Origin of the sequence: Bradyrhizobium sp. PUT101, from assembly GCF_052043945.1 — a bacterium.
In the GTDB taxonomy this organism is placed as follows: domain Bacteria; phylum Pseudomonadota; class Alphaproteobacteria; order Rhizobiales; family Xanthobacteraceae; genus Bradyrhizobium.
Map to the genome: position 1 here is coordinate 7,014,062 of NZ_CP197207.1, position 15,960 is coordinate 7,030,021.

Below are 15,960 nucleotides of genomic sequence, written 5' to 3' on the forward strand. Positions count from 1 at the left end.
GCGGGGCCCGCTGCCTTGAGGGGCGAAAGAATCCAAGAATGGCGATCTACCTCATCGTCGCGCTCGACGTCCTGAATGGGATATCGTCGCTGTTCCTGTTGTGCCTCGGACTGGCGATCATCTTCGGCATGATGAAGATCATCAATCTCGCCCATGGCGAGTTCATCATGCTCGGCGCCTATGCGACTGTCGTATCGGCCAATGCGGGCGTCAATATCTGGATCGCGATGCTGGTCGTTGCTCCGCTCTTTGTCGGTCTCGTCGGTCTCGTCATCGAGCGCTGCCTTATTCGCTTTCTCTACGGTCGCCTCGTAGATTCGATGCTTGCGACCTGGGGGTTGAGCCTGTTGATCATCGGAATTATCACCACGATCTACGGCAACACGCAGCAGGGTGTGCCGACCCCGCTCGGCGGTTTCTCGATCGGGTCGTATCAGTCAAGCTATTACACGCTGTTCCTGGCCGGGATGGCGATCGTGATGATGGCCGTGGTCTATGGCGTGATGAGCTACACCCGCTTCGGCCTGATCGCCCGCGCCACGATGCAGAACCCCGCAATGGCGGCCACGCTGGGCGTCAATCCGGCGCGGGTCTACATGAGCACGTTCGCGGTCGGAGCGGCCATCACTGGGCTCGCCGGAGGCTTGCTGGCTCCGGTTTCGGGTATCACGCCCGGCATGGGCGGCGCCTACGTCGCCAAGGCCTTCATGACGGTCGTCGGGGGAGGCGCCGCCATTCTGTCGGGGACGATGTCGGCGGCGAGCCTGTTCGGTGCTGTCAATCAGGTCGGCGCCTTCTTCACCACGCCGGTCTATGGCGAGGTCCTGGTGTTCACGGCGGCGATCGTGCTGATCCGCCTGCTGCCGCAGGGAATTTCCGGCCGCTTCTTCAAGGGGAATCTGTAATGACCGTCCGCTTTCGCCTTGTGGCTCAGGCGGTTGCCGTCCTCATCGCGATCATCGCGATCGTGCTGATCCCGAGCGTCATCGAGCTGTTCGCAATGATGCAGTTGACGTTGTTCGCGGCAATGGCGGTGCTGGCGCTCAGCCTCGCCTTCATCTGGGGCTTTGGCGGCATCCTGTCCTTCGGACAGACGGCCTTCTTCGGCCTCGGCGGCTATGCCTACGCGATATCAGCGATCAATTTTCAGGATTCCACGCCGTCGATCCTGCTCGCCATTATCATTCCCGCGTTGTTCGCCGCGATCCTCGGCTACTTCATCTTCTTCGGCCGTATCTCCGACGTCTATCTCGGTGTGATCACGCTCACCGTAACGCTGATCCTGTTCAACTGCGTCAACTCGACCTCGGGCGACGAGTACAGGATTGGCAAGGCATTGCTCGGCGGCTTCAATGGCATTCCGGCAGTGCCGACCTTCAATGTCCCATTCTATCCCGACCAAATCCTGTCGCCCGAACAATCCTGGTGGGTGACGGGTGGGACCTTGCTCGGGATATTCCTGCTGCTGCGTCTGCTGCTGTCCCTTCCGGCTGGACGCGTCATCGTGGCGGTGCGTGAGAACGAGGTTCGTGCCTCGCTGCTCGGTTACGACCCGCGGAAGGTCAAGCTGCTCACTTTCATTCTGAGCGGCGCGATCGCGGGTCTCGCCGGTGCGCTCTACGTCAATTGGGGCGCGTTCGTCGGGCCGACCATCTTCAGCCTGTCGTTGTCGGCGGAGATCATCATCTGGATCACGGTGGGTGGGCTTGGTACCTTGCTTGGTCCCATCGTTGGCTGTGTGCTCATCGAATACATCGTCGCCTATATCGGCTCGCAGCAGGCTCTGAATTCTAACCTCGTGCTCGGCGCCGTGCTGGTCGTCTTTGTGCTGCTGCTTCCCAAGGGACTGGTGCCGACGGCGCGCGACCTGCTGATGCGGCTCGTGCCCGTATCGAAACCGAAGGCGCAACTTGCAGACGAGCAGTTATCGCCGTCGGTGGCCGCGTCCCACATGGCCGGAGCCGAATGACCATGGCGGACCTCGTACCCCTGCTCAAGGCCGAGCACCTCACGATGCGTTTTGGCGGCGTAGTCGCCAATGACGACATCACTTTTACTTTGGAAGAGATGGAGCTGCGCTGTCTGATCGGACCGAATGGCGCCGGCAAGAGCACGTTCTTCAAGACTCTGACCGGACAATTGGTTCCAACTTCGGGCGCAATTGCGTTTCGCGGCCAGCCGATCGCCGGCAAGCTGTCGCACGAGATCGCCCGCATGGGAATCGGCATCAAGACCCAGGTGCCGAACGTCTTCAACGGTCTCTCGGTGCGAGAGAACATCTGGCTCGCCGTCCGGCGGAAAGCGACGCCGCGCGCCCAGGGGCCCGCGGTCGATGCGGTGTTGCAAATGATCCGATTGACAGATCATGCAGATCGCATCGTGGCGACGCTGTCACACGGCCAACGACAATGGGTGGAAATCGGCATGGTGCTTGCGGCTGAGCCGGAATTGATCCTGCTCGATGAGCCGGCCGCCGGGATGACCGACGAGGAGACCCTGCACACTGCCGCCATCATCCGCGAGATCAATCAGACCCGCGCCATCATCGTCGTCGAGCACGATATGGAGTTCATCAAGCAGATCGCAAAGAAGGTGACGGTCTTTCATCAAGGCCGGGTGCTGGTCGAAGACACCGTGGACAAGGTCATGGCCGATCAGCGCGTGCGCGACGTCTATCTCGGCAAGAAGGTGGCGGCATGAGCGCGCTTCTCGAGGTCAGCGATTTGCGGTCCGGTTACGGCCGCATCCCAATCCTGTTTGGTCTCGACATGACGGTTCAGGATGGCGAATATCTCGGCATTCTCGGCCACAATGGCATGGGCAAGACCACGACGCTGCGTGCGCTGATGGGGCATTTGCCGACGACTGGTGGCACCGTCACGTTCGCCGGCAAGCCGATTACCCATCTTAAGCCACACGAGCGGTCCAGGCTTGGGATCGGACTTGTGCCGCAAGGACGAGAGATATTCCCGGACCTGAGCGTCCTTGAGAACCTGCGAATGGGCCTGGCGGCGGCGCCGAAGGAGGACCGATCGGTCATCGACGCGGTGCTTCAGGACTTTCCGCGCCTGGTGCGACTGCTCGATCGGCGTGGTGGGGCCCTGTCGGGCGGTGAGCAGCAGTTGCTGGCATTGGCGCGCTGTCTCTGCACGAAACCCCGGCTGATCCTGCTGGACGAGCCGACCGAGGGTATCCAGCCATCGATCATCGAAGAGATCGTCGAGACGCTGCTCGCGCTGAAGAAGCGGTGGAACTTGTCGCTGATCGTCGTCGAGCAAAACCTCGATTTTATCACATCCCTGTCGGACCGGATCCTCAATATCCAGAAAGGGCGCATCACCGGAGAGCTCGACCGAGAAAGCCTTCTGGTTCGGGACAGCGCCATGCATCCAAACTAGGTTCAATTTCCGGCGCGGCCGCGCCGGTCGTTACGATCGCTGATTCTGTTGTTGCCAGCTTGGCTTCTCAAGAAAGGATGACTCATGTCTATCAAACGCCCGACTGCCGAAGATGTTGCCGAGCTCGCCGCGAGCTTGCACATGAACATGACGGTCGAAGAAGCCGGAAGCTATCTTGCGCTGATGGGCGGGATGTTCGACGCGTACGACGTCATCGACGAGCTGCCGAACCCGCTGCCGCCAGTCAAATATGCGCGCATGCCGGGCTCCAAGCCGATGCCGAAGGACAACAAGTACGGCGCGTGGGCGATCAAAACCGAGGTCAAGGGCGCAGCCACCGGCAAGCTCGCGGGTCGTACCATCGTGCTGAAGGACAACGTCGCCTTGGCCGGCGTCCCCATGATGAACGGTTCGACCACGCTCGAAGGCTTCATTCCCGCCGCCGACGCAACGATCGTGACCCGCATTCTCGATGCCGGCGGCACCATCGTCGGCAAGGCCGTGTGCGAGCACTTCTGCCTGTCGGGCGGCAGCCATACCTCCAATCCTGCACCAGTTCATAATCCCCTCAAGATGGGGTATTCGGCCGGCGGCTCCTCGTCGGGAAGCGCCGCGCTGGTCGCAGCCGGCGAGGTCGACATGGCGATCGGCGGCGATCAAGGCGGCTCGATCCGTATCCCGGCATCCTATTGCGGCATCTACGGCATGAAGGCGACGCACGGGCTCGTGCCGTATACGGGCGTAATGCCGATCGAATCGACCATCGACCACACCGGCCCGATGACGGCCAACGTCGCCGACAACGCGCTGTTGCTGGAGGTACTGGCCGGGCCCGACGGGCTCGATCCGCGCCAATATGCGCCGAAGGTGACGAGCTACACCGAGATGCTTCGCAGGGGCGTCAAAGGCATGAAGATCGGTATCCTCCAGGAAGGATTTGCCGTTGCGAACATGCAGGAAGGGGTGGCCTCCAAGGTGAAGGCCGGTGCGGAGCGGTTCGCAAAGCTCGGCGCCAGCGTGTCGGAAGTTTCGATTCCCGAACATCTTCATGCACTAGCGGCCTGGAACCCGATCACGCTGGAAGGCTTCCTGGTCCAGATGATGATCGGCAACGGCATGGGCTTCAACTGGAAGGGACTCTATGACGTGGGCCTGCTCGACGCCCATTCCGGTTGGCGTAGCCGTGCCGACGACCTGTCGGAAACGCTCAAGCTCACCATGCTGGTTGGGCAGTGGGGCGTCAGCCATTATCGCGGTCGTTACTATGCCAAATCACGCAACATCGCGATCGCTGCCAAGGCGGCCTATGACGCAGTATTCGGCTCTTACGATCTGCTACTGATGCCGACCTTGCCCTGTGTCGCCACGCCGATCCCGGCCAAGGATGCGCCGCTCTCCGAAATCGTCCAGCGTGCCTTTGAAATGACGGCCACGACCAGTCCGTTCGACGTTACCGGCCATCCCGCGATGACCATTCCCTGCGGCCTGTCGGACGGTCTTCCGGTGGGCCTGATGCTGATCGCCAAGGACTATAACGAGGCGACCATCTATCAGGCGGCCAGCGCCTTCGAAGCCGACGGTGATTGGAAGAAATTCTGATGATCACGATCACCGCCGTCATCAAGGCAAAGTCCGGGCACGAGATCACGATGCGCGACGCGTTGATAGCCGTCGCCGAAAATGTCGCGGATAACGAGCCTGATACGATCGGATTTTTCATCTCGCAGAGCGAAGAAGATCCGCGTGTGTTCACGACGTACGAGCGATTTGCCGACAAGGCCGCGATGGATCGCCACAACGGTTCGGCGGTCGTCGCGACCTTCTTCGGAATTGCCAAGCCCATCCTGGATGGCGAGGTCACATTGGTGACCTCGAAGGAGGTGTCGGCAAAAATGCGGTGAGCTGGTCTCATTCGTCATTTACGGGAGAATATCGTGACGTTGCGGCTTCATGGCATCATCGGACGATCCGACGACGCGGCCTATGCAGATCGTCTCCACCACGTCGAACATCACGGCGGGATCGAGCTCTTGTTCGTGCCGCCGTCCGACGCTGGCCGCAAGCGCTTTCGCTTGACGACCGATCGCGGAACCGATTGCGCCGTCAGCCTGGGCCGGGACGAGGACCTGGTCGACGGGGCGCTGCTATTTCTCGCACACGATCGCGCCATCATTGTCCGCTTCGGCGAGCAGGAATGCTGGCGATTGAAGCCAGTCAGCCAAGCTGCCGCGCTGAAGCTCGGCTGGAATGCCGGAAATCTGCATTGGCGGGTTCGTTTCGAGGGCGATCTCCTTGTTGTCCTTCTGGACGGGCCGCTCGACACTTACCGGGCACGAATTAAGCCGCTGCTCGAGGCGGGCGAGATCGTGGAGAGCGATGCTGTTTGACAGGTTGCAGACGCTGGCTTTGTTGCAGCTCGGGGACAGTGCCTACCCGGCCGGTGGCTTTGCATTCTCCTGGGGGCTGGAAGGACTTGCTGCAGACGGCATGCTAGCCAATCGCAACGAACTCGATCGGATCATTGCTGACCAGCTTGAGCGGCGCTGGGCGAGTATGGACCGTGTTCTGCTGCGGCAGGCCTTTCGGGCAGAGGATTGTGTAGCCATCGCGCGCGGGGATCGCCTGGCTGAGGCGGCAACACCTTCGGCCGAAATGCGGGAAGGATCGCGGCGGGCAGGCAGGGCGCTACTCGGGGTATGGTTCAAGCTCGATGGACCGCTATCGGTCGCCTACCGTAGCTTGGTGTCGTCGGACACCAGGCTGGGCCATCTGGCCGTTGTGCAGGCCGTCGTCGGCCGGGACGCGGGGCTCAGCCTGGAGGCAGCAGAACTGGTCTCGGGCTGGACGCTCGTAACCGGCCTCGTCAGTGCAGCCGTGCGGCTCGGGATTGTCGGCCACATCGAGGCGCAGCGCAGCCAGGAAGCCGCACGCATGTTGTTGGCGGGACTGCTTGAGGAAACTCCGCCGCCCGATGCGCTGCCTGCGAGCTTCACGCCGTTCATCGACATCGCGGTTTCGCGTGGACCGCTGCGACACGTCCGCATGTTCACGACTTGAGAGAGGATGCGTTTCCATGATGAACCTTTCACCGACCGAGATGGATCGCCTCGTCATCTTCAATGCCGCGCAAATGGCGCGCCGCAATCGGTCACTTGGAATCCGGCTGAGCCATCCGGAGGCGGTCGCCTACATTACAGACGAGGTCATGACCGCGGCGCGCCGTAACGTGCCTTATGCAGAGATCCGCGACATGGCAGGCCGATTGTTGACGTGGGACGACGTCGAGCCCGGCGTCGGACAGATGATTCCGATGCTCTATATCGAATGCATGTTCGCGGAAGGTACCAAGGTGATGGCGCTTTTCGAGCCGATCGGTCCCAGTGACACATCTGTCGTAGACGATATCGTGCCCGGTGAGATCATCGCGGGCGATGGGGACATTGAGAGTTTCGCAAGCCTGGCCGCGATCACTATCGATGTCACGAATACCGGCGACCGTGACGTTCAGGTTCGCAGCCACACCCACTTCTTCGAGGTCAATCGTGCCTTGCTCTTCGATCGCGCGGCAGCCTGGGGCAGGAAAGTCGACCGTCCCGCGGGGGCCGGTATCCGTTTCGAGCCGGGGGTCACCAAGTCCGTGCGGCTTGTTCCGATTTCGGGTGATCGCGTCGTGCATGGGCAGGCGGGCCTCGTCAACGGTTCGTTGGATGCGCCGTCGGCGAGGGATGATGCGCTGAAGCGGGCTCGCGCCCGCGGCTATCTGGGAGCCTGACCATGGCCATACTATCACGCAGAGCCTACGGCGAGCTCTACGGACCGACCAAGGGTGACCTCGTGCGATTGGCCGACACCAGTCTACTCGCCGAGATCGAGCACGACTACACCACCTACGGGCACGAATTGCTGGTTGGTGCGGGAAAGAACCTGCGCGATGGCGAAGGCGTCAACGCCTACAGGACTGCCTCACACAAGGCTCTTGACGTCGTCATCAAGAACGCCACCATCGTCGACGCAGTTGCCGGCATCGTTAAAGCCGACATCGGCATCCGTGACGGGCGCATCGTTGGCATTGGCAAGGCCGGAAATCCCGACGTGATGCCCGATGTGCATCCCGACATGGTCGTAGGTCACACTACGGCGCCGATTGCTGGCGGTCCTTTCATCGTCACCGCCGGGGCCATTGAGTCGCACGCGCACCTGATCTCGCCCGAGCAATCCGACCATGCGCTTTCCGGTGGGACGACCACCCTGGTCGGGAACGGATCAGGGCCGGTCTTTGATGTCGGCAGTGGGGCCGCTTCGACCTTTGCGTGCTTCCTTCAGGCGATCGAATTTTCGCCGCTCAATTTCGCCTTGTTCGGACGTGCGGGGTCCAATCCCGAGGCGATCGAGGAAGCGGTTGCGGCCGGCGGCATGTCCGTGAAGATTCACGAGGATTTCGGCGCCGCCCCCGCAGTGATTGACCAGAGCCTCATTGCGGCAGATCGCAATGATTTCGCGGTTCACCTCCACACCGACTCGATCAACGAATACGGTTTCTGCGAGGATACGATGGCGGCCGTCGAGGGCCGCACCATCCATATGTATCACGTGGAGGGCGCCGGCGGCGGTCACGCCCCGGACCTGCTCAAGGTTGTGTCGTGGGACAACGTTATTCCCTCGTCGACCAATCCGACCAATCCGTACACGTCTTACGGCATGGAAGAGGGCGTGCCGATGACGATGATCTGTCATCAGCTCAATTACAATGCGCCCGAGGACGTGATGTTCGGTGAGGCACGGGTGCGCGCCCAGTCGATGGCGGCGGAAGACTTTCTGCACGACATGGGGGCGATATCGATCTTCGGCACGGATACGCAAGGCATGGGCCGCCTCGCGGAGAACGTCGCAAAGTGCTGGCAGCTGGCGAGCGTGATGAAGGATCGGATCGGTCGTCTGCCCGAGGAAAAGACGGCACGTGCGGACAATGAGCGCATCAAGCGCTACATTGCCAAGCTTACCATCAATCCGGCCATCGCGGTGGGCATCGATAACCTGGTCGGTTCGATCGAGCCCGGCAAGATGGCCGATCTCATTCTCTGGCCACGCGCTTCCTTCGGCATCAAGCCCTATATGGTGATCAAGAACGGCTTCGTCGTCTGGGCAGCCATGGGCGACGGCAACGGCAGCCTCGGTTTGTCGGAACCGATGATCCAGAAGCGGATGTGGGGGGCGCTCGGTGCCGCACCGCAAAGACTGGGCGTCAACTTCATGTCGAAGCTCGCTATGGATGCCGATGTGACCCGCAAGCTTGGCCTCGAACGTGCCCCCGTCCAGATCAAGAATGTACGGAAATTGCGCAAGTCAAACATGTTGCGCAACACCGCGACGCCGCATGTCGAGGTCGACCCACAAACGTTCGAGGTTCGTGCTGATGGGAAGCTTCTGATGTGCCCGCCAGCGACGAAGGTGCCGTTGGCGAGACGGTATATGCTCCGATGAGCCGGGCCTCGCTCAGCAATGGACTGGCGCAGCCACGGATCGCAGCCGCACGGGTTGGAATCGGAGGACCGGTCGGTTCAGGCAAGACTGCGTTGGTGGAGTGCTTGATTCCAGCACTCACTGCGCGGGGCATCGATATCGCCGTCATCACCAACGATCTCGTCACGGCCGAGGACGCCGAACGGATCAGGCGCTCCGGGCTGATCGATCCGGCACGGGTGTCGGCGGTCGAGGCGGGTGCGTGTCCGCACACCGTCATTCGCGAGGATCCCACGCTTAACATTGAAGCCGCAGATGAGCTCGAACGTCGCTTCCCGGGAGTCGAGCTGATCCTGCTCGAAAGTGGTGGTGACAATCTCGCCTCGACGTTCTCGCGCGATCTGGCGGACTTTTGGATGTTTGTGATCGATGTGGCCGGAGGCGACGATATTCCGCGCAAGCGCGGTCCGGGTGTCATTCGCGCCGACCTTCTTGTCATCAACAAGGTCGATCTGGCGCCTTACGTTGGCGTGGATTTGGAGTGCATGCATCGCGACGCATTGGACGTCCGCGGAGATCGTCCGGTACTGCTTACCAACTGTCGCCGCGGCGAGGGTATCGAATCGATCGTCGATCTCCTTGAGCGCGACGTGCTGTTCAGGACATGAACAACGCAACGGCGAGCGACGCAGCGCGACTCGATCTGAGCTTCGTTCGGCGTGCCGACCGTACTGTGATCGACCGACGGATGTTCGCTTGGCCATTTGTGCTCACGCGCAGCTTTCATGTCGATCCAGATCGGCCGGATTGCCTCAGCGTGATTGTGCAGACGGCAAGCGGGGCAGTTCACGGAGAGGACAGCCTTGCACAACGCCTCATGCTTGGCCCCGGGACGGCCGTTTGCCTGACCAATCAGGGCGCGACGTCGGTTCATCGCGCCGACCCCACGGTGCGCGCGGTCGAGACGGTGAGGCTTGATGTCGCGAGCAGCGCCAGTCTCGAATATCTGCCCGAGCCGCGGATCCTGTTTCCCGATGCGGCATTGTCACAGACGATCGAACTTGACTGCGCGACCGACGCCTATGCGTTGATCTTCGATGCATTCACGATGCACGACCCTTGTGGCGGAGCGCGCTACTTCCGGGAGTTGGAGTCGACGTTTTGCCTGAGAAGATCTGGCGGCGAGCCGCTACTGATGGAGCGGACGCGTTTGTTTCGTCCGGACCGCCGCATCTTCTGTGGCTACGGAGCCTTCGGATCAGTATTCATTGTGCTGCCCCCTGCACATGATCTGCGGAAGCTACAAGGGAAGTTAACAGCAGCGCTTGAGCGAATCAAAGGGCTCTATGGCGCAGTGAGCGCGTCGCCGGCGCAGGCGGGACTCGCGATCCGTCTCGCTGCCCTGGACTTGAGATATCTCCGTCAAGCTTTTGAGAACATCAAACCAATCTACCGCGAAGCAATAGTGGACCAACTCCGTTCTGAGAACCTGTCCGCCACCGGTTAGGCGCCCTTTGATCCAACACGATATCACGCACCTCCAGATCGGGCGATGGACGGGCCGTTTAAGGAAGGGCTCATCGCTTATGACGAGCCCGACGGTGACGGACCACTGCCCCGACGTGACAATCTGAAAGCTGACGCCAAAGGCCAAAGCCAAAAGTCCGCAAGACCGGCGGCACGGCCGCGGGCGATGCTGGTCGCTACTCAAGCCTTTTTCCAATTAGCCGCCCGTACGCTTCAACTTTGCCTAGATTGGCATCCGAGGCATGGCGAGCTATGAGCGACAATGAGAACACCCGACCGACGCGGTGATGGAACGAGGCGGCCCGGAAGCGGAAATCTTGATTCGGTGCGTAGCGTCCGATCAGGGACTGAACGTGGGCATCGCCTATCGCGACGTGTTCAATCATTGCACAAACGATGTCGATGTCGTTGTCCATCTAAGAAGCGAACTAGATTTGGAAAAGCGGACGACATCCTGCGCATGGTTATCCACTGCGCGGCTCTGAGGACTTCGGCCATTCTGGCGCGCGATCCAAGGCCGCGATGTTCGGGCGAGGAGCATCTCGTGCTTCATGAATCGCGTGACGACTTTCTCGATGAACTGATAGGAATTGGCGCAGGAATGTTCACGCGAGCGATACGCAACCTGCTTGGCGAGACGGGAAATTCGAGACAGAGCCGGCAGAGTGTCGCGCGACCTGCCGTATCCAGATCAATGATTAGAACGATTTCAGAATAGAAACATTCAAAGTGTGGCGGCTCCACTGGAGGCGAGACCGAGTCCTCAAATCGAGATGGTCTGTCGTACAACCTTAGATAACTTCTAGTTCTCCATCCCTTCTCGGAGCACCCGCGTATGTTAGGAAGCGCGGGGACCTGTAGTGGAATTGGGGTGCAGGAATGACGCGTGAACTCTCGGCCAGGAAAATTGTGCGTACGCTATCGCTTGGAGCGGTGAGCTATCTCGCACTGTCGCTGGAATCGTCGGGTGACCTTCAGCAAGCGTTTGCGCAAACGAACCTGCCGCCGGTGACCGTCGATGCACCCAAGCCGAGAGCACGGCAGTCCGTTCAAAGGTCCCAGTCGACCCGCGCATCGCGGGGACAGAGATCCGTCGCCGCGGCGGCTCCGCGCCAGGCCGCGCCCGTTCCCTACGTGGTGCCTTCGACCGGCACGCTCGGCACGGTGCCGCCCGCCTATGCAGGCGGCCAGGTCGCAAGCGGCGGAAGTCTCGGTCTTCTCGGCAATCGCGGCGTGATGAACACGCCGTTCAACCAGACAAGCTATACGGCGGAGCTGATACAGAACCAGCAGGCCCGTACGATCCGTGACGTTCTCGCCAACGATCCCTCCGTCAGGGCCATTCAAGCGGCGGGCGGTGGTGCGGATGGTCTCTTCATTCGTGGCTTCTACTATGACAGCGGCGACTATGGGCTGAACGGACTGTACGGAATCGCTCCCTATTATTCTACGGGAGCAAATTTCGTCGAGCGCGTCGAAGTGCTGAAGGGGCCGAGTGCGCTCCTCAACGGTATGACAGCCGGTGGTACCGGCGTCGCAAGCGGTGGTGCGGTCGGTGGCAGCGTCAATCTGATCACAAAGCATGCGCCCGACGTGGACATTACGCAGCTCACGGCAACCTACGTTTCGAAATCGCAGTTCGGCGAGAATATTGACGTGAGCCGCCGCTACGGTGAGCACAAGGAGTGGGGTGTTCGCCTGAATAGCACTTACTCGAACGGCAACACGCCCTGGAACCGTCAGAACGATGAATTTGGAAACGCAGTTCTTGGCCTCGATTATCGCGGAGAGCGCGTGCGTGCGGCCGTCGATATCGGCTACCAAGCGGACAATCTGAGCTCACCGTTGCGCTTCTTCAATGTCCCGACCACAACGACGGTCATTCCTCCACCACCAAAAGCCGGGCTGAACTTCCAGGTCCCGTGGGCCTACTATGCCCCGACCGATTTTTTCACGACCGCCAGAGGCGAAGTGGATGTCACCGATTGGATAACCGCGTATGGGGCGTTCGGCTATCACGACAGCAACATCAACTACGCCTATCCATCTCCCAACATCTCCAATGTGGCACCGGGGGCATTGACGTCTCCGCCCGGCGTGTCCCAGTTGGGAGGGTTGTGGTCGCGACCATTTGCCGGCAAGGAAACATTCGAGACGCTGGCAGGTGAGGCCGGTGTCCGGGCAACGGCAGATACTGGTCCGGTTAATCATGCGCTGAATGTCAACTACTCGATCAACGAACGGACCTACAATCAGAACGTCTGGACCCGCTCGAACAGTGCTCTTGCCGATCTGATCTTCTGGAATCTGTACACCGAGCCGACGAGCATAGCGAAGCCCAACTTCTCGACCTTGTCCGCCAGCCAGTCCACAGGAGTGTCCCTGTCGAGTGTCGGCGTTTCCGACACCATGTCGATCCTGGACAAACGCGTTCAGTTCACACTTGGCGTTCGCCGTCAGACCGCTGGAACGGAAGTGACGAACTTCCTGACACCGGCATCGAGCCGTCCGGAACGAGACACCTCCGTCTGGAGCCCCGCATATGCGGTTCTCGTCAAGCCGGTCGAAAATGTCGCGCTCTATGCGAACTATATCGAAGGCCTTCAGACCCCCGTTGTGGTCAGCGGCGCGTTTGCAAACGTTGGAACCGTGTTTCCGCCCGCGCAGACGAAGCAGGCCGAGGTGGGCATGAAGATCGACGCAGGTCGATTCACGACGACGTTGAGCGTATTCGACATCAGTCAACCGAGCATCATTTCGGTGGCGTCCGGCGTTACCGCGACCCAGCAACTCAACGGCAGACAGCGCAATCGGGGTGCGGAGCTCAACGTGTTCGGCGAGATCACTCCCGACATCCGCGTTCTCGGCGGCGTCGCCCTGATTGATGGTGTGCAAGAGAAAACTCAGGGTGGGATCAACGACGGAAAGAGTGCGGTCGGCGTGCCCGTGGTGAATGTCAATATGGGCGCGGAATGGGATACGCCGTTCGTGCGGGGTCTTACGTTAACGGGCAGGGTGATCTATACGGGCTCGCAGTACGTCAACGTCACGAATACGCTGACGTTGCCCGAATGGACACGTGTCGACATCGGGGCGCGCTACACCTTTACGTCCCCCTGGAACGGAAAGCCGATCGTCGTGCGTGCCAATATCGAGAACGTCGGCAACAAGGCCTACTGGGCCTCGGCATATAGCGGGGTTATCACGCTTGGTGCGCCTCGGACCTATCTGGTGTCTACCACGTTCAATTTCTGAATCGCTGTCTTGGAGTCGGAATTCATGCCGCCGCGGACGATCCGCGGCGGCATTGTTTCGACATGAGCAACGTAATTCATGACACTGCGATGAAGAAGATCCCGCGACAGAACGCGCGATCATGCCGCATCCGAAAAGTTCCTGCTTGTCCAGTTAGAATCGCAGTAAACTGCCACGTGTCCTGAAATCTCGATATTTTCCTGCGCGTTGGCGCGCAAGCGCGGAGGTTGCATTGTGTCTCCGCGTCGCCAGTTTTGAGGTCTTAAAAAAAGTCGCGTCGATATTGCTTTGACCATCGTCTGCTTCTGACCTACTCAAATGTCTCTGCTTTCGCTTGCTGAAAGAGGATCGCGCCATGATGGTGTTCGACAGAGACGACGTCACCTTCACCGTCGTCATCAATCACGAAGAGCAATATTCCATCTGGCCGACGTTCAAGGCGATTCCGGCGGGCTGGAAGGCGGTGGGGAAGACCGGCAGCAAAAAGGAATGTCTCGACCACATTGAGCAGGTGTGGACCGACATGCGCCCGCTCAGCCTGCGCAAATTCATGGACGACGCGACGCCTCAGCGGTCGGTGTAGTCGGCGGAGCCTGGTCTTCCGATGCGGCTTCTTTGTCTGCCTTACTCCGGCGGCAGCGCCATGTTCTACGCGCGGTGGCGCAGGCTGCTGCCATCGTGGATCGACGTGCGGCCGGTGGAGTGGCCCGGGCGCGGAGCGCGCATCGATGAGCCTTTGACAACTGATCCGCACGTATTGGCCGCGAAGCTCGCTGGCGAGCTCGGCGGCCGGCTCGACGGGCCTTACGCGTTGTTCGGGCACAGTCTCGGTGCCGTGATCGCATTCGAGCTCGCGCACGGTCTGCTCGATCGCGGCGCGGCTGCGCCGGCCGTTCTATTCGCATCCGGTGCGGAAGCGCCTGCGGTTCGAGATGGCAGCAAGTGGCGCGAGGCGCTGAGCGACGATGCACTGATGCAGGAGCTGCGTAATCTTCAGGGCACGCCCGACGAGGCGCTGTCGAACGCAGAGCTGATGCGATCTGCGTTGCCGGTGCTCCGCGCCGACTTCCTGATGTGCGGGGCCTACGTCTATCGGCCGCGTCGTCCCTTGCCGTGCCCCGTGCACGTCTTTGCCGGAGCGGACGACGAGACCCGCTGCGAAGCGCTCGAGGCCTGGCGGCGGGAGACCTCCGCGTCATTCACGCTCGATATGCTGCCCGGTCATCACTTCTTCATTCACACGCAGCAGGCCGAGTTGATCGAGCGGATCGGCGCGGCGCTGGCCCGGCAATCGGGGCGATCGATTGATTTGCATCGGAGTGAGGATCATGAGCGCGTTCTCCGTCCAACCACTCATTGAGGGCAGAGCACTTCCCCTGCTGCTCAAGGCCGGTGAGGCCGGGCAGCCGCTCGGCAAAGCACTTCCCATGCTGCGCGAGACGATCGACAGGCACCTGATCCAGAGCGGCGGCATTGTGTTCCGAGATTTCTCGCTCGATGGTCCCGATGCGTTTCGAGCCTTCGCGGCCGATTTCGGTCATCCGCTGCTCACCTACGAGTTCGGATCGACGCCGCGTTCGCAGGTGACCTCCGGGGTATACACCTCCACGGAATACCCGCCGCACCAGCATATCCCGCTGCATAACGAGCAGGCCTATACCCGCGATTGGCCGATGAAGATTTGGTTCTATTGCATGCAGCCAGCGCTGGAAGGCGGGGAGACGCCGATCGCCGACAGCCGAGCTATCTATCGCGACATGCCGCCGGCTATTCGCGAACGGTTTGCCGACAAGGGGGTGATGTATGTGCGGAACTACGGCAACGGGCTCGACGTCGACTGGAAACAGGTGTTCGGCACCGGCTCCAGGTCGGAGGTGGAGGCTTACTGCGCTCGCCACGACATCGAATGCGAATGGAAGGAGGATGGCGAGCTCCGTACGCGCCAGATCTGTCAGGGCACGGCGCAGCATCCGGTCACGGGTGAGTGGGTCTGGTTCAACCAGGCACATCTGTTTCACGTCTCCAATCTCGAGCCTGAGGTCCGCGAGAGTCTGCTCGAGGTGGTCGATGACGAGGCCGATTTGCCACGCAACGTCTTCTACGGCGATGGTTCTGCCATCGACGATGAGACGCTGTCATCGGTCCGAGCCGTTCTCGAGAAGCACAAGATCAGCTTTCCCTGGCAAGCCGGCGACGTCGTGATGCTGGACAACATGCTCACGGCGCATGCGCGTGCTCCGTTCAAGGGCCCGCGCAAGGTGATTGTCGCGATGGCCGAGGCTCATCGGCAGGGGTGATCGGCGGCAATCGTCAGTGGGGA

Annotated in this window: 17 protein-coding genes; 16 read left to right on the forward strand and 1 reads right to left on the reverse strand. The window is 60.8% G+C overall.

Annotated elements, in window-relative coordinates:
* Positions 1-38: 38 nt before the first annotated feature.
* From ACSHT2_RS33355 to ACSHT2_RS33410, 12 genes are all read left to right on the forward strand, one after another.
* Positions 39-905 carry a branched-chain amino acid ABC transporter permease gene (locus ACSHT2_RS33355; RefSeq protein WP_440639255.1) on the forward strand — a complete coding sequence of 289 codons (867 nt, stop codon included), beginning with the start codon at positions 39-41 and terminating at the stop codon, positions 903-905.
* Complete coding sequence (locus ACSHT2_RS33360; protein WP_440639257.1) at positions 905-1,969, forward strand: branched-chain amino acid ABC transporter permease; 1,065 nt, start codon at positions 905-907, stop codon at positions 1,967-1,969. Before ACSHT2_RS33355 ends, ACSHT2_RS33360 begins: the two co-directional genes overlap by 1 nt.
* Positions 1,970-1,971: 2 nt before the next feature.
* Entirely contained in the window at positions 1,972-2,700 is a 729-nt protein-coding gene (locus ACSHT2_RS33365; RefSeq protein ID WP_440639258.1) for an ATP-binding cassette domain-containing protein, read from the forward strand.
* Positions 2,697-3,398: an ABC transporter ATP-binding protein gene (locus tag ACSHT2_RS33370; RefSeq protein ID WP_440639259.1), complete on the forward strand. Its 702-nt coding sequence runs from the start codon at positions 2,697-2,699 to the stop codon at positions 3,396-3,398. Before ACSHT2_RS33365 ends, ACSHT2_RS33370 begins: the two co-directional genes overlap by 4 nt.
* An 84-nt stretch (positions 3,399-3,482) precedes the next feature.
* Positions 3,483-4,997: an amidase gene (locus ACSHT2_RS33375; protein WP_440639260.1), complete on the forward strand. Its 1,515-nt coding sequence runs from the start codon at positions 3,483-3,485 to the stop codon at positions 4,995-4,997.
* Positions 4,997-5,299, forward strand: coding sequence for a putative quinol monooxygenase (locus ACSHT2_RS33380; protein ID WP_440639261.1), 303 nt, complete (start codon positions 4,997-4,999; stop codon positions 5,297-5,299). Before ACSHT2_RS33375 ends, ACSHT2_RS33380 begins: the two co-directional genes overlap by 1 nt.
* A gap of 33 nt (positions 5,300-5,332) precedes the next feature.
* Positions 5,333-5,785 (forward strand): urease accessory protein UreE, encoded by a 453-nt coding sequence (ureE, locus tag ACSHT2_RS33385; protein ID WP_440639263.1) that lies wholly within the window; start codon positions 5,333-5,335, stop codon positions 5,783-5,785.
* Positions 5,775-6,455: an urease accessory protein UreF gene (locus tag ACSHT2_RS33390; RefSeq protein ID WP_440639265.1), complete on the forward strand. Its 681-nt coding sequence runs from the start codon at positions 5,775-5,777 to the stop codon at positions 6,453-6,455. The genes ureE and ACSHT2_RS33390 overlap by 11 nt, the downstream gene beginning before the upstream one ends.
* A gap of 16 nt (positions 6,456-6,471) precedes the next feature.
* The gene (gene ureB / locus ACSHT2_RS33395) at positions 6,472-7,170 is read left to right on the forward strand and encodes an urease subunit beta (RefSeq protein ID WP_440639266.1); all 699 of its coding nucleotides are present in this window, start codon (positions 6,472-6,474) and stop codon (positions 7,168-7,170) included.
* 2 nt (positions 7,171-7,172) lie between these two features.
* Entirely contained in the window at positions 7,173-8,879 is a 1,707-nt protein-coding gene (ureC, locus tag ACSHT2_RS33400) for an urease subunit alpha (protein ID WP_440639267.1), read from the forward strand.
* Positions 8,876-9,526, forward strand: a complete 651-nt coding sequence (gene ureG / locus ACSHT2_RS33405; protein WP_440642985.1) for an urease accessory protein UreG — start codon at positions 8,876-8,878, stop codon at positions 9,524-9,526. The genes ureC and ureG overlap by 4 nt, the downstream gene beginning before the upstream one ends.
* On the forward strand, positions 9,523-10,365 hold the full coding sequence (locus ACSHT2_RS33410) for an urease accessory protein UreD (RefSeq protein WP_440639268.1): 843 nt from the start codon (positions 9,523-9,525) through the stop codon (positions 10,363-10,365). Before ureG ends, ACSHT2_RS33410 begins: the two co-directional genes overlap by 4 nt.
* A 196-nt stretch (positions 10,366-10,561) precedes the next feature.
* Here ACSHT2_RS33410 and ACSHT2_RS33415 read toward each other — a convergent pair whose 3' ends face one another.
* Positions 10,562-10,801 carry a hypothetical protein gene (locus ACSHT2_RS33415; RefSeq protein WP_440639269.1) on the reverse strand — a complete coding sequence of 80 codons (240 nt, stop codon included), beginning with the start codon at positions 10,799-10,801 and terminating at the stop codon, positions 10,562-10,564.
* Positions 10,802-11,264: 463 nt separating this feature from the next.
* Between ACSHT2_RS33415 and ACSHT2_RS33420 the strand changes: the two genes are divergently transcribed.
* The 4 genes from ACSHT2_RS33420 (at position 11,265) to ACSHT2_RS33435 (ending at position 15,937) form a co-directional block, all read left to right on the forward strand.
* Entirely contained in the window at positions 11,265-13,640 is a 2,376-nt protein-coding gene (locus tag ACSHT2_RS33420; RefSeq protein ID WP_440639270.1) for a TonB-dependent receptor, read from the forward strand.
* Positions 13,641-13,995: 355 nt separating this feature from the next.
* A complete protein-coding gene (locus ACSHT2_RS33425) occupies positions 13,996-14,223 on the forward strand; it encodes an MbtH family protein (protein ID WP_440639271.1) in 228 nt (75 codons plus the stop codon).
* A 21-nt stretch (positions 14,224-14,244) separates the two neighbouring features.
* Entirely contained in the window at positions 14,245-15,000 is a 756-nt protein-coding gene (locus tag ACSHT2_RS33430) for a thioesterase II family protein (RefSeq protein ID WP_440639272.1), read from the forward strand.
* Positions 14,969-15,937, forward strand: a complete 969-nt coding sequence (locus ACSHT2_RS33435) for a TauD/TfdA family dioxygenase (protein WP_440639274.1) — start codon at positions 14,969-14,971, stop codon at positions 15,935-15,937. Before ACSHT2_RS33430 ends, ACSHT2_RS33435 begins: the two co-directional genes overlap by 32 nt.
* Positions 15,938-15,960 lie beyond the last annotated feature (23 nt).